This window comes from Methylobacterium sp. 17Sr1-1 (assembly GCF_003173775.1).
GTDB lineage: Bacteria > Pseudomonadota > Alphaproteobacteria > Rhizobiales > Beijerinckiaceae > Methylobacterium.
Genome location: NZ_CP029552.1, coordinates 480,731 through 503,298 on the forward strand (window position 1 = coordinate 480,731; position 22,568 = coordinate 503,298).

The window sequence follows — 22,568 nt, forward strand, 5'->3', positions numbered from 1 at the left end:
GCCTCGTCTTCGGAGAGCCCGATGCCGCGCCCCGCCCGCCTGCTCGCCGCCGGCCTCATGCCGCTCCTCGCCTGCGTCGGCCTCGCCCCGGCGGCCGTCGCCCAGATGCCCGCTCCGCCGGCACCCGCCGCGAAGGCCCCATCCCCGCGCTCCGCGCCCACGCCCGATCCCGCCTTCGAGGCCGCCCGCGCCGCCTTCGAGGCCCGGCCCGAGGCGGAGCGCCGGGCGGTGCAGGACGCCCTGGTCTGGGCCGGCAGCTACAACAGCGTCGTCACCGGCGCCTTCGGCCGGCGCACCTACGAGGCGGTCGGCGCCTGGCAGGCGAAGGCGGGCGCCCCCGCCACCGGAATCCTGGACGAGCCCGCCCGCGCCGCGCTGCTCGCCGCCGGCGAGGCCGCGCGCCGGGCGGTCCGGTTCACCGTGGCGGCCGATCCCGCCACCGGCCTCGTCCTCGGCGTGCCGGAAAAGCTCCTGTCGAAGCGCAGCCGGGTGGCCGGCGGCACCCGCTGGCAGAGCCCGGACGGGCGCGTCACCCTCGACACCCGGGCCTACGCCCCCGGCGAGACCGACCTCGACGCCCTGTTCGCGCAGGGCGCCGCGGCGACGCCGGAGCGCAAGGTGACCTACACCCTCAAGCGCCCCGACTTCACGGTCGTCACCGGCGAGACCGCGGGCGGCAAGTTCTACATCCGCCACGCCGCCGGCCCGGCGGGCCTGCGCGGCTTCACCCTCTCCTACGACAAGGCCTCGGCCCGGGAGATGGACCGGCTGGTGATCGCCATCGCCAACAGCTTCGTACCCTTCCCGGGCGAGATTCCAGCGGCGGCCCCGCGCCCGGTCGCGACGGTGGCGGAGCCGGCCGCCCCGCCGACCGGGCCCGCGCCGGCGACCGCCACCGGCCTCGTCGTCGCGCCCCGCCGGATCGTCGCGGTGCTGCCCGGCTCCTGCCCGGGGCCCCTCGTCGCCGGCGAGCCGGCCCGGGTGCTGCGGCGCGACGAATCCAGCGGCCTCGCGCTCCTCGACGGCGCCACGTCGCCCGCCGCGGGCACGGCCTCCCCCGCCCTCGCATCGTTCCCGGCCGCGCCGGGCGAGGCCGCGCTCGTGCTCGCGACCGGTCCCGACGGCCCGACCGTGACCACCGGCGAGGTCGCGGCGGCCGGCCTCCTCGCTCCGCTCCAGCCCGGCGCCGCCGGCGCCCCGGTCCTCGACCGCGCCGGCCGCCTCCTCGGCCTCGTCGCCCGCCTGCCGGCGCAGCCCCGCCTGATCGCCGGCGTGCTGCCCCCGCTCACCCATCCCCTCGTCGGCCCGGCGGCGCTCAAGGCCCTCCTCGGCCCCGACGCCCGGACAGCCCCCGCCGGCGGCGCCCCGCCGCTCACCGCCGGCGCGATCGCCGGGCGCTTCGCCGCGGCAGTGGTGGGGGTGCGGTGCGGCGGGTGAGGGCGGTGCGCGGACGGTCCTCGCCTCCGTACGGGTGACGTGCCTCCCTCTTCGGAGACCCCGCCGCCCCCGGAGACCGACCCATCGGAGAAGGCGGCCCGGCCTCGCCTTTACGCTACGCTCGCCTGACGAGGCGACGAGGCGGGAGCGGACGATGCGGCACGCGATCCCGGGGCTTCTGGTTCCGGTGTTTCTGACACTCCTGGCGGCCACGGACGCGAAGGCCGCCCCGGCCGACGCGATGGAGGCTCAGCGCTGCATCTGGCGCTGCGGCGACGCCACCGGCCTGCGCCAGCCGGCCTACGACCGGTGCATCGCGCGGCAATGCGACACCGGGCAGACGAAGCGCAGGCGGCGGCGGTGAGAGGCGGCCGATCCGGCCTGCTTCTACTTCTCCGGCCACCCGATCGTGATCGACGACAGGGACGGCTTCACGGCCCGCAAGGCGGGATCGGACGAAGCGAGCTCCTTGTCGCCGGAGACCTTGTCGAGTGCCTTGCCCTTCACCTTGGGATCCGGATTGAAGCGGGCGGACAGGCTGCATCCGCCGGCCATATGATCGAGCCTGCCGCCCTTCCAGCCCATTCCGTAGCCGCCGTAATCCCACCCGAAGCCGTTGAGCTGGAACGGCTTCTGGTTGGCGGCCTCGACCTCGTCGAGGCCCGCTCCCAGTCCGATCGTCGAGCGCGCCGCGCCGGGCGTGCGCACCAGCCACGCCGAGCGGTCCTTGACCGTGATGCCGGCGAGTCCCCGTCGCTTGCCCGTCTCCCACCAGCTGATCTCGAGACGACGGGCCGGGTCCTTCGGATAGACGATCGTGCCCGGCACGGTTTCGCCCTCGGCGCCGTCGAGCTTGCCGCGGACGACGTTCTCCTTGCCGAAGCGCTTGATGAGCTCGGCCTCGTCCGTCCTCTTCGAAAAGTCGGCGCAGTCGAGGGTCGGGCGCTCGGCCGGGGCAGACTGTGCCAAGGCGGTCCCCGTACTCGCGATCAGCAAACAGGTCGCGAAGGACACGACGTTCATGGCAGGCCGCCCTTTGCCCGAGGTTCTGCGCCAGCGCCTCTCCGGAAGCACCCTGCGCACAGAGGAGGGCTGTAGATTGGTCGACTCCGCTGCCCGGCGTCCAGTCGATCTCGGGCTCCCGCGACAGGATCCGCTCGACATAATCGGTAGCCGTCTGCGCGCCGCTGGCATGCCCTCTGAGGGGCAGGCGTCGCGGCGTGCTCCATCGCCGATGCCGGGCCTTGCGGTTCTCAGTCGTATTCGAGGCCGACCGAGCGCTCGAACGCAGTCCCGTTGGTCCGCTGCCCTTTGGGATCAGCAACAGAGATATCGCGGAAGCCTCGCGCCATCAGCTCCCGAACCTTGTCGAGCGCCTGCAAGTCCGTACCGCAGGCGAACGTCAGCACGCGGCCAGTCGGGTCGATTCCTGTTACCTTGTACACGCTCGGTTCCCTGTTCGGCGTCGAGCGTGCGGCATCAGCGATGCGCCCGCTCGTCTGTCGCTCGGCCCCCTGGCAGGACCAAACCTCAGCCGCCCGGCGTCCAATCGATCGTGGGCTTCTGCGACAGGATCCGCTCGAAATAGTCGGCCACTGCCTGCGCGCCGCTGGCATGCATCATCGCGACCGGATGGGCGAGGTAGGCCCGGGCCAAGTCGACGGGGATCTCGCCGGCCTGGAGCGCGCCCAGCACCGCATCGATGAAGGCGTCGTTGGCTTCGTTGAAGTCGGACGAGAGCTTCTTGCGGTCGTTGAGCGCCTTGATCGGCATGGCTGGGCAGATCCGTGCTTCTTGAGGGGAGGGGCACGTAGCGGAGCGCTATGGCCCTGTCATGCCGATGGCTGCGGCGGAAAGATGCTCGACGATTCGCTCCTGGCCATCCGGCAGGCTGCAGCAGATCGGAGCGTGAGGCGGCTCGCGTCTGGTGACACCGTAGTGACACCGGCTCGCCTCAACGGCGACGCTGAGCCATCTGAATTTCTGAGGGAAATGGCGCACCCGACACGATTCGAACGTGTGACCTTTGCCTTCGGAGGGCAACGCTCTATCCAGCTGAGCTACGGGTGCTGACCGCGAAGCCTCTGTAGCCCGGCTCAGGGCGGAGCGCAACAGGGAAAGGGATCGCGCGTCCGCTCGAGGGGATCCGGGCGAAGGCTCCGACGGCAAAGGTCACACGGTCGAGGCGTGTCGGGAGCGCGGGGGGAGGCGACGCTGAGAGGGGCCGGCGTTGTGCCCCGGGGACGGACGGATTGCGGCGCTGCTGACGCCGCGTGCCGCTGGTGCTTGTAGGTGTTGAGCGTCGCCTCGTAGCGGCTGCCGAGCCCTTCGGTGATCTCGCGGTAATCCTGCTTCGTCGAGATGGTGTTGGCCCAGCCGCGCTTGGCTTCGATCATCCCGTCCGAACTCGTGTAGTTCTTCGAGGCGAGGGTCGCTGCGAACAGCCCGTTGGCGGCGGCGCGGCCGGGATCGAAGCTCTTGTTCATCGAGCCGAACGAGTCGCGCAGGCCCACCGGCTGCGAGGCGGCGAGCCCCAGCGCCCAGACCATCTGCTGCTTGGAGAGATTCATCAGCCGGCCCGCGGCGGCCCCCAACACGCCCGTCGTGCCGGTGACGTGCCAGCCGACGTCGTCGTGGTTGGGATAGACCGCGTTGCCGATCCGGCACTCGGTCTCGACGCCGAGGCTGGGCCGCATGCATGGGCGCCGACACGATCCACGGCGAGCTCGCCTTCTGGAACGGCGACGAGACCACCTTCAAGGCCCGTCGCTGGCCGAGGTCATGATGCGGCCCTCGGGGTCGACCGGGACATTGCAGGCTGTGGCAGTGGCCTCGAGCCGCACTCGCACCGACGGGCTCGCCGGCGCCACCATGTAGCCCGCGATGCGGTCGCCGATCATGTTCGAGGCGGCGCGCGGCTGGATCTGCCAATGCAGCCCGATGAGGGCGCAAAGCACGGCGTCGAGGTGGTCCTGGTCGGCCTTGGCAGATCGGCCGCCGAAGGATCCCGTTGATGCGCGCGACCTCGGCGACGTGGCTGCGCTTCGTGGGCGAGATCCCGTCACGGTAGCGCTCGACGATCTGAGCGAGGATGTCCTTTCAGCTGGACGCGTATCGGGCAGGGCGCCGGAGCGGTCCAGCTCGGCTTCGAGCGTGCGCGCCCCGCGCTCTGCCTCACCCTTGCCGTCGAAGCTCTTCGAGCGCGGCTGCATGCCCCAACGCCTGACTGATGCCGGCCAGCGGCCTCGGAGCTTCCCGATCGTCGCCATGGTGTCCGCCGTCCTCCTGTAAGCACTGGACTGAAGGACGCCGCTGGTGAGCCTGCCAGGAGATCTCCGGGGTGGTGACGTCGTTGATCTCTGAGTCTCTTTTCGCGCGTAGAGCTCGCCCTGGAGCACTCCCGCGACGCATTGGCGCTGCTCTTCAGATCGCGGCATCGACAAGGACGAGGCGAGAAAGGCGGCGAAAACGAACGAGGTCGGGGCGGTCAGCGCGCTATCTAAGCGCTATTCATGACGTCTTCCTCCGACGCTAGCACTTGGCGCGCCTCGAGCCATGGGACAAGCATGCCAAAATCGATTTGCATGAGCGTTTTCGAGGGTCAGGGCGGGACATCGATGGGACATTCATAGGACATCGAGGGGACATCGAACGCAGGCGAAGGTAGTTCGCATTGCCGCCAGCCGGACACGGAGAGGACGTCAGCCTCGTGCTTGTCCTGTCGATGTCCCAAGCTGAGCTAGAGCGCTGTGCGATCGGCCTGCAACGGCCAAGTTGGTTAGGGCGTTGGCTGGGTGAAGGAGCCAGCGATGACCTCACCCTTGTCCGTCGATCTGCGTGAGCGTGTGGTGTCCGCTGTCATAGCGGGTGCGTCCTGCCGCCAGGCTGGCGAGCGGTTCGGTGTCAGCGCCGCCAGCGTCAGTCGCTGGCACGCCCGCCATCTCCGGGACGGCCACGTCCGACCCAAGCCGATGGGCGGCGACCAGCGCTCGCACGTCATCGAGGCTCACGCCTCGCGGATCCTGAAGCTGTGCGAGAAGCGCGGCAACATCGTGCTGTCGGAACTGCGCGACGCCTTGGCCGAGCAGGGCGTCACCTCCAGCACCAGCAGCCTGTCGCGCTTCCTGGCCCGCCATTGCATCACCCGTAAAAAGGGGCGCTCCACGCCGCCGAGCAGGACCGTCCGGACGTAGCGCAGGCCCGCCAGGCGTGGTTCGAGGGCCAACTCGATCTCGATCCGGACCGTCTGGTGTTCATCGACGAGACGGCGGCCTCAACCCGGATGGCGCGCCGCTATGGTTGGGCCCCGCGCGGCCAGCGCTGTCGCCTGCCGATGCCGTGCGGGCACTACAAGACCACCACTATCACGGCGGCTCTGCGCACGAGCGGCCTGACGGCGACGGCGATCTTCGAGGGGGCCACCAACGGCCGGCGCTTCCTGGACTACGTCACCGACACTCTGGTCCCGGCGCTCCGGCCAGGCGACACGGTGATCCTCGACAACCTCCAGGCCCACAAGGTGGCGGGCGTGCGCGAGGCCATCGCGGCGGCCGGCGCGCGGGTGGTGTACCTGCCGCCCTACAGCCCGGAGTTCAATCCGATCGAGCAGGCCTTCGCCAAGCTCAAGACGTTGCTGCGCACCGCGGCCGCGCGCACGGTAAAAGCGCTGCAGGACGCGATCGAGCAAGCCTTCGCCGCCTTCACCCCGCAGGAGTGCCGCAACTACATCAATGCAGCCGGATACCAGAATGACCACTACGTTTCAGACTGATCGGGCGACGCTCTAGCGGGTGCCGTTGGATCGATGACCTCGCGCAGTCGATCTCGTCTCGTGACGCAGCCTGCCGATCATGGATGTGTATGCAGCCGGCGACGCGCACGCACTGACCATGCACTCGCTTTTGCGAGTGAAACTCGGACCTCATGGTGAGGGCGCCGCAAGAGCCTCGATCGAACGACCGGAGACGACGGAGAGCGGGCATTCCTGCAGGATGTCGGGTGCGCTGCGCGGACGGGCCGCTGCGTCGGCCGCCTTGATGAGGAGCCAGGGGATCTGCCGTCCGCGAGACGGCATGCGCGTAAGGCGCCACCCGCCGGTCAGCTTCGCGCCGTGGAGGCGGAAGTGGAGCGACCCAGCAGCGAGACCAGCAAACGGATCGCCGACCGGCTCCCAGGTGCCGCGGTCCCACAGGAGCACGGCGCCAGCCCCGTAGGACCCCGACGGGATCACGCCCTCGAAGGTGCCGTAGCTCAAGGCGTGGTCCTCGACCTCGATGGCGAGCCGCTTCTCGCCAGCGACCAGGCTCGGTCCCCGTGTCACTGCCCAGCTCTTCAGCACGTCGCCGACCTCAAGCCGGAAGTCGTAGTGAAGCCGACGGGCGGCGTGCTTCTGGACGAAGAAGGATGGCATGTGGGGCGGCGATCGATCCGGTCCGGCGGCGCCATCCCGGCGGGGCGGCCCATGCAGGCGCAAACGGTCGAAAGGTCCGGCGGTTGCCGGCCCACGGCACCGTGACCTGAACTCGCCGAAAATACCGGAACTGAGTATCGGCGAGTGCGTTTATGGCTGCGCTTGCGGGTCGAACCGGGGAGGCCATGGCGGTATCGGCATGTCGGTGCGTCTCGTGCAGCCAAACGTCCTATGGCCGCTGCGCCTGATCGTGGCCCTCAGCATCGTCGGGCCGGCGCTCGCGTTCGCCTATGCGGCGTGGTCGACAAGCCGCGCGATCGAGGAGAGGTCGCTCGAGCGGATCGAGCGCGCGCTCGATATCCTTCAGGAGCACAGCCTCAAGGCGCTCCAGACGGTGGAGCGCACGCTCGCCGAGGCAAACGAAGTGCTGCGCGGGCTCGACGACTCCGCCATACGCGCGGATGAGGCACGATTGTCCCGGCGGTTGAGCCGGACGCAGGAGACATTGCCCCAGATCCAGGCGATTTGGGCATTCGATGCAGCGGGGCATCCACTTGTCTCCAGCATGGTCATGCCGGTGCCGGTCGGCCTCGACAACTCGGACCGTGATTACTTTCGCGCGCAGGTGCCGCATGATGCTGGCGCCTATATCAGCGACGTCGTTCAGGCGAAGGTCGGCAATTTCCGCTTCTTCGTCGTGAGCGCCCGGCGGCCGGAGCGGTCGGATGGAGGCTTCAACGGGGTCGTAGCGATCAGCGTGCAGCCCGAGCGCCTGCGCGAGTTCTATGCCCGCCTCGCGCGTGGGGTCGCCGATTCGTTCGGGCTGATCCGCAGCGACGGGAGCTTCCTGGCCCGCTTCCCCACAGTCCTGGAGCGGCCCGAGCGGCTCGACGCGCGCAGCGAGTTCCGGCAGGCCATCGCGCGGGAGCCGGAGACCGGCGTTTTCACGACGGTGTCGCAGGTCGACGGCATCGAGCGTCGCGTCGGCTACCGGCACATCCCGGGCTATCCGGTCTACGTCCAGGCGGGGATCGAGACCGCCGCGATGGGTCGGGAGCTGCGCGACACGCTGCTCGGCTACCTCTCGTTCGGGTTGCCGGCGACGCTCGCGCTCTGCGCCCTGTCGCTCCACGCCCTGCGCCGGACCCAGCGCTTCCACGCCGAGGTGACTCGGCGTGAAGCCGTCGAGGCCGCCCTCAAGCAGGCGCAGCGCCTCGAGGCGGTGGGCCAGCTCACCGGCGGCGTCGCCCACGACTTCAACAATCTGCTGATGATCGTGACCGGCAATGTCGAGCGTTTGAAGCGCTATCCGGCCACGGACGACCGTCAGCGCCGCGCCCTCGACGCGATCGAGGTAGCGGCGAAGCGCGGCGCGAGCCTGACGCGGCAATTGCTGTCCTTCTCCCGCCGGCAGACTCACGCGCCCGTGCCGATCGACCTCGCCCAGCACCTGCCGCCGTTCCAGGACGTGCTGCGGTCGAGCCTGAGGGGCGACATCGCGATCGACCTGTCCCTCGCGCCCGACCTATGGCCGGTCAAGGTCGACCTCAACGAACTCGAGCTCGCAGTTCTTAACCTCGCGGTGAATGCCCGGGACGCGATGCCGGACGGAGGAAGGCTCACCATCGCGGCGCTGAACGTCGCGCTCGCGGACGGCAGCATGGTTGGGCTCACGGGCGAGTTCGTGGCCCTGAGCCTCACCGATACGGGAAGCGGCATCCCGCCCGACGTGCTGGCGCGGGTCTTCGAGCCGTTCTTCACGACCAAGCCGCAGGGCAAGGGAACCGGCCTCGGCCTGTCGCAGGTCTACGGCTTCGCGATCCAATCCGGCGGCACCGCGACGGTCGCGAGCCAGCCGGGCCGCGGGGCCACCGTGACGCTCTACCTGCCGCGGACCGCGGAGCCGGTCCAGGCGCTGCCGGGCGGGCGCCCGTCCGCAGAGCCGGTCGCGCCGCGCCAGGGTCTGGGCCGGATCCTGCTGGTTGACGACAATGCCGAGGTGGCGGAGATCGCCCGATCCTACCTGGAGGATTTCGGCTACGGCGTCCTGAAGGCCCAGTCCGTCGAGACCGCCCTGGAGATTCTGCGAGCGTCGAGCGAGATCGCGATCGTCCTCAGCGACATCGTGATGCCGGGACCTCAGAACGGCCTCGATCTCGCGCGTCACGTGCGGAGCGAGTATGCGGGGCGTATCGCGGTCCTGCTCGCGACCGGCTACAGCGACGTGGCGCAGGCGGCCGCATCCGAAGGGTTCGTCATCCTGAGGAAGCCCTACGACAGCCACGGGCTGCGCGAGGCTCTGGACCGCGTGCGAGCGCGCCCGATCCTGAAGGTCGTTGGCTGATCGCTGGCCAGGAGCGTCGACCCGGAACAGCTCGTGCTCTCTCATTCTGGGACAACACGCTCCCGCGCCCGCGGTCCGGCGCATCGCGCGCATTCCTCGCTCGGAGCTTCGAAGCTCATCGAACGCCAAGGATCGCAACCGCCAAGGCCCGGGCCAGGGGCTTCATGAGCACAGAAGGCATTCCTCACGAGGAGGGTCGGATTCGCGAGGACTTCGCAGTCCGCACTGCCGATTGCGCCCAAGCCGGGGAGCGGCTCGATCAGGCTCGTTCGATGACCCTGGCGGCTGCGCGCTCAAGCTCTGAGCGCCCGGATCGCTCTCCGTGACCCGATGCGGCCCATTTGTGCCGCGGGCACGCTTTCAAGAACTCAAGCAGAGCTTATAAAGCGCTAAGTCACCCGTGGGTCATGATGTCGATCGGGCACCGGCTCTACTCGTCCTCAATCTTCGGAGGGCAGCGCTCTATCCGGCTGAGCTACGGGTGCTGACCGCAAAGCCTCTGTGGCCCGCCTCCGCCCGGAGCGCAACAGGGAAAGGGGCGGAGGGTCCGCCAGCCTCACGCGGCGGCGCCGGGCCCGAAGCCGAGCCCGGCGACGAAGTGGTTCCAGGTCTCCCGCGTCACCTGCCCGCCCGTGGCGCGCCGGTGGCCTTGCGCGAACTGATCGTCGGGACCGAGCGGCGGGGCGCGCTCCTGCAGGAAGGCGATCAGGTCGGGCACCGCGGCGCTGCGGGCGGCGAAGTGGACGAAGCCCTCGCGAAACCCCGCATTGGCGCCGATCACCACCTGCCGGCGCAGGCGGTGGGTCCAGGACTGGGCGACGAGCGGGTGGATCTGGCAGGGCGAGTCGCAGCGGATCAGCGCCACCGGGCCGGCGAAGAGCGGCGGTACCGTGCGGGCGGCGTCGAGGGCATCCTTGACCTCGGCGCGGGCTTGCCGCAGCGCCTCGCCGTCGGGCGAGGTGTCGGAGACGACGGCCTCCGGCCCGTCCGCCCGCAGCAGCAGGCGCAGGGCGGGCGCGGCGTCGCCGCGGCGGGAGCGGCGCGGGGCGTTCACCAGGCTCACGGCCTCGCGCAGCGCCTTGAGGGTGCCGAATCGCCGCGCACCCGCCATCACGTCGGGGAACTGCGCCGCGCTCGCGCGCTCCCCGAGATCGCCCACCGCCCCGAGGGCGGCGAGCCAGACCAGCGCCTCGGCCTCCGCCTCGCCGAGCAGGGCAGCGGTGCAAGCGTGGGCGAGGAGGCTCGAGGTCGGCGTCGGCTCCGCGCCGTAGCCGCTGATGACGGTCGCGACCTCCGGGCCGGGCTCGCTGCGCGGCACGTGGTGATCGACGAGGAGCGTCGGCACCCCGGGCAGGATCGGCTCCGCCTGCACGCCGAGATCGGTGACGACGAGGCCCGCGACCGGCGGACCGGCGGCGAGCTCGGCCCGGACCGCGTCGGACCAGGCGCTCTCGCCGCGCCCGATCACCCGCACCCGCGCCGGGCTGCGGGGGGTCCGCGCGAGGGCGCGGGAGAGGAGCGCCCCGGCCGAGAGCCCGTCGGCATCGTCGTGGCACAAAACCACCGGCGTGCCGGCACCGAACCGGTCCAGGGTCTCGGTGAAACCGGTGACGGCGGTCACGGCCGCGCTTCGGCCCGGAGGCTGGCGACGAACCGGCGCGCGATCTCGCGCACGGCCTCGTCGTCCTGCGTCGCGCCGCCGCCCGGACCGCCGAGATGGCCGACGCTGTCGTCGAGGGCGTCGAGCAGGTCCGGGTGCCGCCCGGCGAGGAAGCGGAGGGTCGTGAACAGCAGGTGCTCGGCGACGATCTCGCGCCGGCGGGCCTGGACGGTCGGGTCGGAGGGGGCTTGCGTGTCGGTCATGCCGGGGCAACACGCGGAAGCGCCCGCGGTTCGGCTCAGGCGCCCTTGTCTCACCGGTGGCCCAGGCCTCGTCCGAGCAGGTGGGGGCCGCCTCGTCGCGGAAAATACGGTACAATCAAACAGCTAGAGCATCAGCGATTGCAACGCGATCGGGTGATGCTCTAGACAGCCTCCAGAGCCGCGGCTCGGCAACAATACCCTTAGGGCAGGAAACTCACCGTGGAAGAGATCGAAACCAGGACCATCCGCAAGGTCATGTGGCGGCTGATGCCGTTTCTGGTCATTTGCTACTTCGTCGCCTACCTCGACCGGGTCAATGTCGGCTTCGCCAAGCTGCAGATGAACGCGGCCCTCGGGCTGTCGGAAGCCGCCTACGGCTTCGGCGCCGGGTTGTTCTTCATCGCCTACTTCCTGCTCGAAGTGCCGTCCAACCTGGCCCTCGACAAGTTCGGCGCCCGGCTCTGGATCGCCCGCATCATGTTCAGCTGGGGCCTCATCTCGGCCCTGTTCGCCTTCATCTCGCCGATCTCGCGGGCGACCGGGATCTCGAACGAGTATGTGTTCTACATCCTGCGCTTCCTGCTCGGCATCGCCGAGGCCGGGTTCTTCCCGGGCATCATCTTCTACCTGACGCTGTGGTTCCCGTCGGTCTACCGCGCCCGCGTCGTGGCGATGTTCATGCTGGCGATCCCGTTCTCGTCGATCGTCGGCGCGCCGGTCTCGGGCGCCCTCCTGAACATCACCGGGGGCGGACTCGAGGGCTGGCAGTGGCTGTTCATCCTCGAGGCGCTGCCGTCGCTCGTGATGTCGGTCGTCGTCATCTTCTACCTCACCGACCGCCCGGCCCAGGCGGCCTGGCTGCAAGCCGACGAGAAGACCTGGCTCGAGACGCGCCTGGAGACCGAGCGCAAGCAGAAGGTCGCCGTCGAGCACATGAGCATCGGCAAGGCGCTCTCGGACCCGCGGGTGCTGGCTTGCTCGTTCGTGTATTTCTGCCTCAACGCGGCGAGCTACGGCGTGGCGTTCTTCCTGCCGACCATCGTCAAGGGTTTCGGGGTCAGCAACTTCCAGACCGGCCTGCTCTCCGCGCTGCCCTTCGTGTTCGGGGCGGTCGGCATGGTGCTGCTGGGCCGCAGCTCGGACCGCACGCTGAAGCGCCGGGAGCACGTCTGCTTCGCCATGATCGTCGCGGCGGTCGGCGTCGCCGGGGCGGGGCTGGTCTCGAGCCCGGTCCTGATCCTCGGGCTGCTCTGCCTCAGCCAGATCGGCGTCTCGGCGACCCCGCCGCTGCTGTGGCCGATCCCGAGCGCCTTCCTCACCGGCAGCTCGGCCGCCGCCGGCATCGCGGCGATCAACTCGATCGGCAACCTGTCCGGCTTCGCCGGGCCCTACGTCATGGGCTACCTCAAGGACCTGACCGGCACCTTCACTGCCGGCCTGCTCGTGCTCGGCGCCGTCACCCTCGCGGGCGGCCTCGTGGCGATGACCCTCAAGGTCAGCCGCGACCTGGAGGACGCGACGGCCCGCAAGGCGGCGCCGGCGGAGTGATCGGGTGCCGCGGGCGGGCGGATCTCACTGTCCGCCCGCCCGCGGGCTTCAGCCGGCAAGCGCCTTCAAGGCCGGGTACAGCGCGCGAGGCGCGCGGCATAGGCCTCGGCCAGCCCCCGGTCCGGCAGTACCGTCGCGCCGCGCTCCGGCGGCGTGCAGACCGCCTCCGGCGCCTCGCCGGTCAGCGCGAGGCGCAGCCAGGCCTTCGGCAGCAGGACCCGGGCGGTCCTCGACAAGATCTCCGGCGCGTGGCTGCGCACCCAGAGCAGCTTCGGGGCGGTGAAGCCCGGCACGGCGATGTTGCCGGCGACCCGGCGCAGGTCCGGCCACGCCGCCTCCAGGGCGGCGCACTCGGCGCTGGCCCGGGTGTCGTTCCACAGGATGCAGAGGCGCAGCACCCGGTCCCCGGCGTCGAGGAGCACCGCGCCGTGCTGCTGGCCCGACAGGCCGATGCCCCGCACCGCGGCGAGTTCCGCCGGGTGGCGCCCCTTCAGGGTGTCGAGAACCTGCTCCAGGGCGCTCCACCACTGCGCCGGGTCCTGCTCGCTCCGGCCCGGCTGCGGCCGGCTGACGGTCAGCGGCGCGGTGGCGCTCCCTACGACGGCTTGCGCCTCGTCGACCAGAACGGCCTTGAGGCCGGAGGTGCCGAGATCGAGACCGAGATACGTCGGGCGGATACGCTCAGGACAGCACCGACAGGAGGTCGTCGCGGGTCGGCAGGTCGGCGCCGCGGCGGGTGCAGGTGATGCCGGCCGCCGCCACCGCCTCGGACAGGATGTCCCGCAGGGCCTCGGCGTCGAGGCTCAGAAGCGCGTCGCGCGAGAGGCGCCCGTCCCGGTCGAGGCGGGCCAGCAACGCGGCGTGGAAGGTGTCGCCGGCGCCGACCGTGTCGATCACCGTGACCGGGCGGCCCGGGACGGCGACCGGCCCGGCGGCGTGGTAGGCCCGCGCCCCGTCCGGCCCGGCGGTGACGACGACGAGCGCCACCCCCGCGTCGAGCCAGTCCTGCGCGATGGAGGCTTCGTCGGCTTGCGTCCCGTAGGCCGCCCGCAGGTCCTCGTCGGAGAGCTTGACGATGTCGGCGTTCGCCACGAGTTCGCCGAACCGCGCGTGCCAGCGGTCGAGATCCGGGATCAGGCCGAGGCGCAGGTTGGGATCGAGGCTGATCACCCGCCGCCGCGCCTCGCGCTTCGCCAGCGCCGCGTAGGCGGTGCCGACCGGCTCCGCCACCAGCGAGAACGACCCCATGGCGATCGCCCGCACCGCATCCGGCAGGACCGCCGGCAGCTCGGCGGGGCCGAGATCGGCATGCGCGCAAGCCTCGGCGTGGAAGGTGTAGGCGGGGTGCCCGTCCGCGCCGGTCGAGACGATGGCGAGGGGTGTCGGCCGCCGGCTCTCCTTGGCGAAGGCGAGGTCGACGCCCTCCGCCGCCAGCCGGTCAGCCAGCATCCGCCCGAAGGCATCCGAGGACAGGCCGGCCAGGAAGGCGCTGTCCGCCCCGAGCCGGCGGATGCCGATCGCGAGATTGAACGGCGAGCCCCCCGCCACCGCCAGAGCCGGCAGGCCGCCGCGCTCCGGAGCCGGGCGTCCGGTTTCGACGAAGAGATCGATCAGGGCTTCGCCGCAGACCAGGATCATGGAGGGTTCTCCGGGCGGCAGGTGAGTTCGCGCAACCGGTTGTGCGCCCCCCTCTCCCCGCGGGCGGGGAGAGGAGAAACCAGCGTCTTAATGGATGACGTACGCCTCTTATAGGTCACGCCGCCAGCGGGTGCCGCGCCCGGTGCGGCAGGGCCCGGCCCTCGCCGTCGAACAGGTGCGTCGCCGAGGGATCGATCGTCAGGCGGATCGCCTCGCCGGTCCGCACGGCTGCGCTGCCCTCGATCTGGGCCACCACCGTGGCGCCGTCGGCGACCGCCACATGGGCGAGCGTCAGGCCACCGAGCCGCTCGACGTGGCTCACCTCGCCGGCGAGCGCCCCGTCGGCGCTTGGCTTCAGCGCCTCCGGGCGGATGCCGAGGGTCACCCGCGTGCCGGGCGCGGCGCGGCCGGCCTCCACCGGCACCACCACCTCGCCGCCGCCCGGCAGAGCGACCCGCACGCCGGCCGGATCGGCGGCACTCACCTGCACCGGCAGCAGGTTCATCCGCGGACTGCCGATGAAGCCGGCGACGAACAGGTTGGCCGGGTGGTGGTAGAGTTCGAGCGGCGAGCCGACCTGCTCGATCCGCCCGGCCTGGAGCACCACGATCTTGTCGGCCATCGTCATCGCCTCGACCTGGTCGTGGGTGACGTAGATCATCGTGGCGTTGAGGTCGCGGTGGAGCCGCGCCAATTCGATCCGCATCTGGCCGCGGAGTGCCGCGTCGAGGTTCGAGAGCGGCTCGTCGAACAGGAAGATTTTTGGATGGCGCACGATCGCCCGCCCGATCGCGACGCGCTGGCGCTGGCCGCCCGACAGGTCCTTCGGCTTGCGGTCGAGATAGGCGTCGAGCTGGAGGATGCGCGAGGCCTCCGCCACCTTGGCGGCGCGCTCCGCCTTCGAGGCGCCGGCGAGCTTGAGGGCGAAGGCCATGTTGTCGCGCACGCTCATGTGCGGATAGAGCGCGTAGGACTGGAACACCATGGCGAGGCCGCGGTCGGCCGGGCCGACGTCGTTGATGCGCTTGCCGTCGATGAAGAGGTCGCCGTCGGTGATCTCTTCCAGGCCGGCGATCATTCGCAGCAGCGTCGACTTCCCGCAGCCCGAGGGGCCGACGAAGACCGCGAATTCGCGGTCGGCGATGTCGAGGTCGACGCCCTTGATGATCTCGGCGTCGCCGTAGCTCTTGCGCAAGGAGCGGAGGCGAAGGGTAGCCATGGTGAGGGCTCCTACTTGACGGCGCCGAAGGTGAGGCCGCGCACCAGCTGGCGCTGCGACAGCCAGCCGAAGACCAGGATCGGCGCCACCGCCACCGTCGAGGCGGCGGACAGCTTGGCGAAGAACAGCCCTTGTGGGCTCGAGAACGAGGCGATGAAGGCGGTCAGGGGGGCCGCCGCCGACGAGGTCAGGTTGAGGCTCCAGAACGCCTCGTTCCAGCACAGGATCAGCGAGAGCAGCCCCGTCGAGGCGACGCCCGGCAGGGTCAGCGGCAGGAGCAGGTGCCAGACCTCGGCGCCGGTGCGCGCCCCGTCCATCCGCCCGGCCTCCAGGATGTCGTTCGGCACCTCCTTGAAGAAGGTGAACAGCATCCAGACCACGATCGGCAGGTTCATCAGCGTGTAGACGATGATGAGGCCGATACGACTGTCGAGGAGCCCGAGGGTGCGGAACAGGAGATAGATCGGCACCAGCACGCCGACCGAGGGCAGCATCTTGGTCGAGAGCATCCACAACAGCGTCGAGCGGGTGCGCTTCGTCGGGTGGAAGGCCATGACGTAGGCCGCCGGGATGGCGAGCGCCAGCGCCAGCACCGTGCCGCCGACCGAGATCAGCACCGAGTTGAGCGCGAAGGCGAGGTAATCGGCCCGGGCCAGCACGTCGCCGTAGCTCTGGAGCGTCGGCGCGACGATGAGCGAGGGGGTCACCGCCTCCGGCTCGCTCTTGAGGCTGGTGAGCAGCATCCACAGGAGGGGGAAGAACAGCACGAAGGCCGCGCCCCAGCCGAGGAGCGCGATGCCGACGCGCTTCAGGGGAGATCGTTTCGCCACCTCACACCTCCAGCCGGCGCGCGATGGTGCGCACGAGGAAGAACGCCACGATGTTGGCGAGGATGATCGCCACCACGCCGCCGGCGGAGGCGCCGCCGACATCGTATTGCAGGAGCGCGCGGGCGTAGATCAGGAAGGCGAGGTTGGTGGTGGCGTTCCCGGGCCCGCCCGCGGTGGTGACGTAGATCTCGGCGAAGACGGTGAGCAGGAAGATCGTCTCGATCATCACCACCACGCTGATCGCGCGCGAGAGATGCGGCAGCACGATGTAGACGAACTGTGCCAGTGCGCCGGCCCCGTCCATGCGGGCGGCCTCCAGCTGCTCGCGGTCGAGGGACTGGACGGCGGTGAGCAGGATCAGGAGCGCGAAGGGTAGCCATTCCCACGACACGATCAGGATGACCGAGAGCAGCGGGTAATCGGCGAACCAGTCGATGGCGGGAAGGCCGAGGGCGCGAGCCACGGCGCCGAAGACGCCGTAGATCGGATGCATCATCAGGTTCTTCCAGATCAGCGCCGCGACCGTGGGCATGACGAAGAACGGCGCGATCGCGAACAGCCGGGCGACGTCGCGGCCCGGGAACGGCTGGTCGAACAGCACCGCCAGCAGCGTGCCGCCGACCACCGTGATCACCAGCACCGAGCCGACGAGGAGCAGCGTGTTGGTGAGCGAGGCCCAGAAATCCGGATCGGTGACCAGGAACTCGTAATTGTCGAACCCGGCGAAGCCCGTCACCGTCGGGTCGAGCAGGTTGTAGCGCTGGAACGAGAACCACACGGTCATCACCAGCGGCACGATCATCCAGATCAGCAGCACGGTGACCGAGGGGCCGATGAGCGGCAGGCCGTTGAAGCGGCGGCCCTTGGTGGGGGCCGTGGTGGGGGTGGACATCCGGCGTCGCCTCGCGCGGCGGGGGTCGGGGCGGGGTCGCTTGCGGCCCCGGTGTCGTCGCAGGTCTTACGGACGGCGTTGCACCGCAGGAAAAGTCGCTGGATGCCCTCTCCAGGCGATGCCGGGCTTGCCAGAGATCCTCGCCCGGTATCGCTCCAAGGTGTGGGAGAGGGGTCGGGGCGATCGAAGATCGCGCGAGGGCGGCGCGCTTCAGTCTAAAGCTGAGAACGTCGTGCTGGCAGCGGAACGGTACCGACTATTTGCGGCACCGTCTCCACCCTCACCCCTAACCCCTCTCCCACACGGGAGAGGGGGACGCGCCATTCGCGTCCCGATGCAGTCTTGCGGACCCCGGCTCAATTCTACTTCGGATACCCTGCCTGCCGCATCGTCCGCTCAGTCGCCGATTGGGCCGCCTTGAGCGCCGCGTCGATCGTCTGCTGGCCGGTCAGCGTCGCCGCCACGGTCTGGCCGACCTGGGTGCCGATGCCCTGGAACTCGGGGATCGCCACGAACTGTGCCCCCGTATAGGGCCGCGGGTTCCTGGTCTGGCCGCTCGGATTGGCGCTGTCGATCGCCTTCAGCACGAAGCCCGCGAAGGGCGCGGCCTTCTGGTAGTCGGCCGACGTGTAGGTCGATTCGCGGGTGCCCGGCGGCACCGCGACCCAGCCGTTCTCACGCGCCACCATCGCGACATAGGCCTTGCTGGTCGCCCAGGCGACGAAGGTCTTGGCGGCGTCCTTCTGCTTGGAGGAGGCCGGGATGCCGAGGTTCCAGCTCCACAGCCAGGTCGGCCCGCCCTTGAAGGTGCCGGTCGGCATCGGCGCGAAGGCCACCTTGTCGGCGACCTGCGACTGCTTCGGATCGTAGAGCAGGCCGGCCGCGACGGTCGAGTCGATCCACATCGCGCAGCGACCGCTGGCGAACAGCGCCAGGTTCTCGTTGAAGCCGTTCGAGGTCGCGCCGGGAGGGCCGTAATTCTTGAGCACGTCGGTGTAGTAGGTCAGCGCCTGCTTCCATTCCGGCGTGTCGATCGTGGTCTTCCAGCCCTCGCCGAACCACTGGCCGCCGAAGGTGTCGACGAGGGTCGTGACGTAGGCCATGTTCTCGCCCCAGCCCGGCTTGCCGCGCAGGCAGAGGCCGTAGGTCTGGCTGGCCTTGTCGGTGAGCTTGGCCGCGAAGCCCTTGATCTCGTCGTAGGTCGGCGCCTCCGGCATGGTCAGGCCGGCCTTGTCGAACAGATCCTTGCGATAATAGGTCATCGCGCTCTCGCCGTAGAACGGCAGCGCGTAGAGCTTCCCGTCACGGCTCACGCCCTCGCGGACAGTCTTGAGCAGGTCACCCGCGTCGTAATCGGCCGGCAGGCCATCCATCGGCTCGAGCCAGTTCTGACGCGCCCAGATCGGCACCTCGTAATTGCCGATGGTCAGGACGTCGAACTGGCCGGCCTTGGTGGCGATGTCGGTGGTGACGCGCTGGCGCAGCACGTTCTCCTCCAGCACCACCCAGCGCAGCTTGATGTCCGGATGCGCCGTCTCGAAGGCCGAGGACAGCTTCTGCATCACCACCATGTCGCCGTTGTTGACGGTGGCAATGGTCAGGGTCGACTCGGCCAGGGCCGGCGAGCCGGCGAGGAGGGCCCCGGCGAGCAGCAGGGTGTGCGTCCGTCTCACGTCGTATCCTCCCGTCGCGCCGCTCTCACCGGGTGGGGGCGCCGTTGCGCACGATTGGTGAGCATCCGGCGGGACGGCGTCAAGCGGGGAGGGCGGTGCCGCAGCGGTGTTGTCGTCCACGAAGGTTGCGAAGAGCTGTCGCGTGCGTCGGGAATGCCGCTTTACGGAAAGTTGAAGATCCGCGGTGTGGTTCTGTCAGTCGGTTGGAAGATTTGGCGCGGGATCCCCTCTCCAGGCGGTGTCGGGCTTTCCCGCTAACGCTGCAAGGTGTGGCAGAGAGGTAGGGGCGATCGAAGATCGCGCGAGGGTGACACGCTTCCATGTAAAACTGGGAGCGTCGTGCTGGCAGCTCAACGGTTGAGTTCTGTTCTGAACCGTCTCCACCCTCACCCCTAACCCCTCTCCCACACGGGAGAGGGGGACGCGCCTCGTTTTGAGCTGCCGCGAGTTTGGTCAGGGACAGGCATCCTCGCCGCGAAGCATCTCGCCGGGCAGGAGTGACCTCATGCCTCTCGAGACCGTCCCGTGGGACATTGTCGACAGCCTCGACACGCCGGAGCGCGTGGCGCTCTACCTGGAAGCCGTCCTGGAGGAGGGCGATCCCGCACTGCTCGCCGCCGCGCTCGGCGACATCGCCCGGGCGCAAGGCATGGCTCAGGTCGCCCGAGAGACCGGGCTGTCACGGGAGACTCTCTATCGCACCCTGTCCGACAAGGGGAACCCGCAGCTCACGACCCTGATGGCGATGCTCAAGGCGCTCGGGCTGAAGCTGACCATCGCCCCAGTCATCGGGGCAACCTGAAGGACCGCCCCGCCGGCGTCACGCCGCCCGCCGCGCCGCCTCGTCGAGCGTCGCCTGGATACCCTTCCCGTCGAGCATGCCGAGCCACTCCGCCACCGGCTCGACGAGGCGCGGGTCGTCGCCGAGCTCGCCGAAGAGCGGGCGGATACCGAGCAGCGGGCGCGGATCGGCGCCGCCCGCGATCGCCTTTTCGCGCAGGAGCGCCGCCATCGGGTGGCGCACCTCGATCACGCCGCCGCGCTCGTCCACGCCGCGAACCCGGCGCAGCCAGGCGGCCAGGGCCAAGGCCAGGAACGCGACGCTGCCGCCCTGCTCCAGCCGGCCGCGGATCGGATCGACCAGCACGTTGAGCGGCGCGTCGGTGTTGACCCGCTCCACCGTGTCGCGGATCGCCGGGTTGGCGAAGCGCGCCACCAGGGTGCGCTTATATTCCGCTAGGTCGATACCCGGCACCGGCGGCACGGTCGGGCCGGTCTCCCGGTCCATCAGCGCGGTCATGACGGCGGCGATGCGCGGATCGGCCATCGATTCGTCGATCGTGACGTAGCCGGCGAGCCGCCCCAGCCCCGAGACCGCGAGATGGCTGCCGTTGAGGAGCCGCAGCTTCATGAACTCGTAGGGCGCGACGTCCTCCACGAACTGCGCGCCGACCGTTTCCCAGGCCGGGCGTCCGGCGGGGAAGCGGTCCTCGATCACCCACTGAGTGAAGGTCTCGCTGAAGACCGGCCAGGCATCGGAGAGACCGTGGCGCTCGGCGAGGCCCGCGACGTCGGCCGGCGCCGTCACCGGGGTGATGCGGTCGACCATGGTCGAGGGGAAGACGACCTCCGCGGCGATCCAGTCGGCGAGGCAGGGATCGCGCAGGCGCGCCAGCGTCACCACCGCGTCGCGCAGGACGTCGCCGTTGTGCTGGATGTTGTCGCAGGTGAGCGGCGTGAAGGGCGTGTGCCGTGCCGTCCGACGCCGCCGCAGGGCCTCGACGATGACGCCGACGGCGCTCTTCGGCCGCTCGGGGGCGGAGAGGTCGGCGCGGATCAGCGGGTGGTCGGGGTTGAGCCGCTTCGTCGCCGGGTCGAGGCAGTAGCCGTTCTCGGTCACCGTCAGGCTGACGATGCGGATCGCCGGGTCGTCGATGGCGTCGAGCAAAGCCGCACTGGTCTCGCCCGCGAAGGCGACGCCGGCGAGCGACCCGATCACCGTTACGGTCTCGTCCGTGCCCTCGCGCTCGACGAGGGTGTAGAGCGCGTCCTGCGGCGCCAGCGCGTCGATCATCCGCCGGTCGCCCGGCATCAGCCCGACCCCGAGGATGCCGAAGGCGAGCGCGTCCGGATCCCGCTCCATCAGGTCGTGGGTGTAGCGGGCCATGTGCGCCCGGTGAAACCCTCCGAGGCCGAGATGGACGATGCCCGCGCGCACCCGCGCCACGTCGTAGGCGGGCACCCGCACGCTCGGCGAGAGAGCGGCCAGCGTGGCGCGGCGGAGGGGCACGGGATCGCGGTCAGCGCTCATGGTCGTCGCTCGGAGTGGCGGCGGGCGATGGCGCCCGGCGTAAGGCCCCTGATTAATGTGCCGCCGCGGTAGCGTCGATGGCCCCCGCGGGCGGTGCCGGCCCGGTTGGGCTGGTGCAGGGCGGCGCCCGACGTGCGATCCTGCCGTAGGGACAGCCGGGCTGGGAGGCCCTGTGTGCGGTGCTGACGCCGAAGCGTCTCGACCTCCTGCGCCACCTCCGGCGTTCGCCCGAAAGCGGCATCCGCCCTCTGGCCCGGGCCCTCGGCCGGGATGTCCGGCGCGTGCACGCCGACGGGGTCGCCCTGGCCGAACTGGGGCGCGTCCTGCGGGCGGCGGATGGCGGCCTGTCGAGCGAGGTCGACGAGATCGCCTCGACGATCCGGATCGCAGCGTAGCGACGCCCGCCCGGGAGGGCAGGGGCCTTCACCCCGACCCCGCCTCCTCCCGTATCGCCGCGAGGCCGAGGCGGACATGGTCGCGAAACAGCCGCACCCGGGCCGGCAATTCGCGGCCGGCGAGGCTGACGGCGCGAAGCACGCCGCCGCGGCTCGCCCAGTCGGGCAGCACCGGCACCAGGGCGCCCTCCTTCAGGGCGCGTGCCGCCACCAGGCTCGGGATGTGGCCGATACCGGCGCCGGCCCGGGTCAGGCGCAGCACCGTGGCGTAGTCGGTGGCGCGGATCGCCGGCTGGGCGGTGACGTGGGCCTCGCGGCCCTGCCCGTCGGAGAGGCGCATCTGGGCCGCCCCCAGGCGCTCGCGCGACAGGATCAGGTCGTGGGCGCCGAGATCGTCGAGGGTCTGAGGGCGCCCGCGGGCGGCGAGGTAGGCGGGCGCCGCGTAGAGGCCGATCATCAGGTTCGCCAGGACCGGCGCGCGGTAGCCGCCATCCTGCCCCTCGCCGCTGCCGAGGCGCAAGGCGAGGTCGATGCGGTTCGCCGCGAGATCGAGCCGCGCGTCGGTGATGAGGAGGTCGATCGTGACCTGCGGGTAGAGGCCCCGGAAGCTCGCGACGAGGTCCGGCATCACCTCGATGCCGAAATCGATCGAGGTGGTGACCCGCAGGTGGCCCCGCGGCAGGGTGCGGGCGTTGCGTGCGGTCTCCAGCGCGCCGTCGAGGAGGCCGAGGCTCTCCTGTGCCTTGGCGTGGAAGGCCAGCCCCTCCACCGTCGGCGAGACCGCCCGTGGCGTGCGCGCGAGCAGGGTGACACCGAGTTCCTGCTCCAGCCGCGAGATGCGGCGGGAGATGCTGCCCTTGGTTTCCCCCAGAACTTCCGCCGCCTGAGTCACAGTTCCGTGATCGACGACGGCGCAGAACGCCCGCACATCGGAGAGAGCGCCCCGGAAGGTTTCCGATCCAGCAACCATGTGTCCCGGTTTAGCTCTCTTACGCCCGCGACGGAACC

21 protein-coding genes, 1 tRNA gene and 2 pseudogenes are annotated in these 22,568 nt (G+C 70.4%); 7 read left to right on the forward strand and 17 right to left on the reverse strand.

Going from position 1 to position 22,568, the window contains the following annotated elements; translation table 11 throughout:
* The first annotated feature begins 21 nt into the window (after positions 1 to 21).
* Positions 22 to 1,437, forward strand: coding sequence for a serine protease (locus DK412_RS02205; RefSeq protein ID WP_109970612.1), 1,416 nt, complete (start codon positions 22 to 24; stop codon positions 1,435 to 1,437).
* Between the two features lie 154 nt (positions 1,438 to 1,591).
* The gene (locus tag DK412_RS02210) at positions 1,592 to 1,801 is read left to right on the forward strand and encodes a hypothetical protein (RefSeq protein WP_109970613.1); all 210 of its coding nucleotides are present in this window, start codon (positions 1,592 to 1,594) and stop codon (positions 1,799 to 1,801) included.
* 23 nt (positions 1,802 to 1,824) lie between these two features.
* Here the strand turns inward: DK412_RS02210 and DK412_RS02215 are convergent, their stop codons facing one another.
* From DK412_RS02215 to DK412_RS02240, 6 genes and pseudogenes are all read right to left on the reverse strand, one after another.
* Positions 1,825 to 2,406 (reverse strand): hypothetical protein, encoded by a 582-nt coding sequence (locus DK412_RS02215; protein ID WP_162596074.1) that lies wholly within the window; start codon positions 2,404 to 2,406, stop codon positions 1,825 to 1,827.
* 284 nt (positions 2,407 to 2,690) lie between these two features.
* Positions 2,691 to 2,882, reverse strand: a complete 192-nt coding sequence (locus tag DK412_RS02220; RefSeq protein ID WP_109970615.1) for a hypothetical protein — start codon at positions 2,880 to 2,882, stop codon at positions 2,691 to 2,693.
* An 85-nt stretch (positions 2,883 to 2,967) separates the two neighbouring features.
* Complete coding sequence (locus DK412_RS02225) at positions 2,968 to 3,210, reverse strand: hypothetical protein (RefSeq protein WP_109970616.1); 243 nt, start codon at positions 3,208 to 3,210, stop codon at positions 2,968 to 2,970.
* A gap of 220 nt (positions 3,211 to 3,430) precedes the next feature.
* Positions 3,431 to 3,507: transfer RNA gene (locus tag DK412_RS02230), tRNA-Arg, on the reverse strand.
* A gap of 215 nt (positions 3,508 to 3,722) precedes the next feature.
* A pseudogene (locus DK412_RS02235) lies at positions 3,723 to 4,121 on the reverse strand (MmgE/PrpD family protein); the annotation flags it as partial.
* A 72-nt stretch (positions 4,122 to 4,193) separates the two neighbouring features.
* A pseudogene (locus DK412_RS02240) lies at positions 4,194 to 4,421 on the reverse strand (hypothetical protein); the annotation flags it as partial.
* A gap of 825 nt (positions 4,422 to 5,246) precedes the next feature.
* On the opposite strand from DK412_RS02240, the gene DK412_RS02250 reads away from it, so the two are divergent.
* Positions 5,247 to 6,208 (forward strand): IS630 family transposase gene (locus DK412_RS02250; RefSeq protein ID WP_109970617.1). Its coding sequence is split into 2 segments (ribosomal slippage): positions 5,247 to 5,592 and positions 5,592 to 6,208, totalling 963 coding nucleotides; the frame shifts between segments, so codons are not numbered across the junction.
* 150 nt (positions 6,209 to 6,358) lie between these two features.
* Here DK412_RS02250 and DK412_RS02255 read toward each other — a convergent pair.
* Entirely contained in the window at positions 6,359 to 6,847 is a 489-nt protein-coding gene (locus DK412_RS02255; RefSeq protein ID WP_109970618.1) for a DNA polymerase ligase N-terminal domain-containing protein, read from the reverse strand.
* Between DK412_RS02255 and DK412_RS02260 the strand changes: the two genes are divergently transcribed.
* A complete protein-coding gene (locus DK412_RS02260) occupies positions 6,846 to 9,191 on the forward strand; it encodes an ATP-binding protein (protein WP_109970619.1) in 2,346 nt (781 codons plus the stop codon). The two genes, DK412_RS02255 and DK412_RS02260, sit on opposite strands and share 2 nt — an antisense overlap.
* A gap of 556 nt (positions 9,192 to 9,747) precedes the next feature.
* Here DK412_RS02260 and DK412_RS02265 read toward each other — a convergent pair.
* Together DK412_RS02265 and DK412_RS02270 are read right to left on the reverse strand one after the other, a co-directional pair.
* On the reverse strand, positions 9,748 to 10,812 hold the full coding sequence (locus DK412_RS02265) for a DHH family phosphoesterase (RefSeq protein WP_109970620.1): 1,065 nt from the start codon (positions 10,810 to 10,812) through the stop codon (positions 9,748 to 9,750).
* Complete coding sequence (locus DK412_RS02270) at positions 10,809 to 11,054, reverse strand: hypothetical protein (protein WP_204165479.1); 246 nt, start codon at positions 11,052 to 11,054, stop codon at positions 10,809 to 10,811. Before DK412_RS02270 ends, DK412_RS02265 begins: the two co-directional genes overlap by 4 nt.
* Before the next feature lie 219 nt (positions 11,055 to 11,273).
* Between DK412_RS02270 and DK412_RS02275 the strand changes: the two genes are divergently transcribed.
* Positions 11,274 to 12,602 (forward strand): MFS transporter, encoded by a 1,329-nt coding sequence (locus tag DK412_RS02275; RefSeq protein WP_109970621.1) that lies wholly within the window; start codon positions 11,274 to 11,276, stop codon positions 12,600 to 12,602.
* A 65-nt stretch (positions 12,603 to 12,667) separates the two neighbouring features.
* On the opposite strand, the gene DK412_RS02280 is transcribed toward DK412_RS02275, so the two are convergent.
* From DK412_RS02280 to DK412_RS02305, 6 genes are all read right to left on the reverse strand, one after another.
* Complete coding sequence (locus DK412_RS02280) at positions 12,668 to 13,279, reverse strand: FGGY family carbohydrate kinase (RefSeq protein ID WP_109970622.1); 612 nt, start codon at positions 13,277 to 13,279, stop codon at positions 12,668 to 12,670.
* 4 nt (positions 13,280 to 13,283) lie between these two features.
* Positions 13,284 to 14,240, reverse strand: a complete 957-nt coding sequence (locus tag DK412_RS02285; RefSeq protein WP_109970623.1) for a carbohydrate kinase — start codon at positions 14,238 to 14,240, stop codon at positions 13,284 to 13,286.
* Positions 14,241 to 14,355: 115 nt separating this feature from the next.
* Positions 14,356 to 15,459: a sn-glycerol-3-phosphate ABC transporter ATP-binding protein UgpC gene (gene ugpC, locus DK412_RS02290; RefSeq protein ID WP_109970624.1), complete on the reverse strand. Its 1,104-nt coding sequence runs from the start codon at positions 15,457 to 15,459 to the stop codon at positions 14,356 to 14,358.
* 11 nt (positions 15,460 to 15,470) lie between these two features.
* Positions 15,471 to 16,289: a carbohydrate ABC transporter permease gene (locus DK412_RS02295; protein ID WP_245447387.1), complete on the reverse strand. Its 819-nt coding sequence runs from the start codon at positions 16,287 to 16,289 to the stop codon at positions 15,471 to 15,473.
* A 1-nt stretch (position 16,290) separates the two neighbouring features.
* Positions 16,291 to 17,181, reverse strand: coding sequence for a sugar ABC transporter permease (locus DK412_RS02300; RefSeq protein ID WP_109970626.1), 891 nt, complete (start codon positions 17,179 to 17,181; stop codon positions 16,291 to 16,293).
* A gap of 362 nt (positions 17,182 to 17,543) precedes the next feature.
* On the reverse strand, positions 17,544 to 18,854 hold the full coding sequence (locus tag DK412_RS02305; protein ID WP_348629366.1) for a sugar ABC transporter substrate-binding protein: 1,311 nt from the start codon (positions 18,852 to 18,854) through the stop codon (positions 17,544 to 17,546).
* Positions 18,855 to 19,359: 505 nt separating this feature from the next.
* Here DK412_RS02305 and DK412_RS02310 point away from each other — a divergent pair.
* On the forward strand, positions 19,360 to 19,656 hold the full coding sequence (locus DK412_RS02310; RefSeq protein WP_109970627.1) for an addiction module antidote protein: 297 nt from the start codon (positions 19,360 to 19,362) through the stop codon (positions 19,654 to 19,656).
* A gap of 18 nt (positions 19,657 to 19,674) precedes the next feature.
* Here DK412_RS02310 and DK412_RS02315 read toward each other — a convergent pair whose 3' ends face one another.
* Positions 19,675 to 21,165: a mannitol dehydrogenase family protein gene (locus DK412_RS02315; RefSeq protein ID WP_109970628.1), complete on the reverse strand. Its 1,491-nt coding sequence runs from the start codon at positions 21,163 to 21,165 to the stop codon at positions 19,675 to 19,677.
* 179 nt (positions 21,166 to 21,344) lie between these two features.
* Between DK412_RS02315 and DK412_RS02320 the strand changes: the two genes are divergently transcribed.
* Entirely contained in the window at positions 21,345 to 21,560 is a 216-nt protein-coding gene (locus tag DK412_RS02320) for a hypothetical protein (RefSeq protein ID WP_245447388.1), read from the forward strand.
* Positions 21,561 to 21,588: 28 nt separating this feature from the next.
* Here DK412_RS02320 and DK412_RS02325 read toward each other — a convergent pair whose 3' ends face one another.
* Positions 21,589 to 22,530 (reverse strand): LysR family transcriptional regulator, encoded by a 942-nt coding sequence (locus DK412_RS02325; protein ID WP_109970629.1) that lies wholly within the window; start codon positions 22,528 to 22,530, stop codon positions 21,589 to 21,591.
* Positions 22,531 to 22,568: the final 38 nt, after the last annotated feature.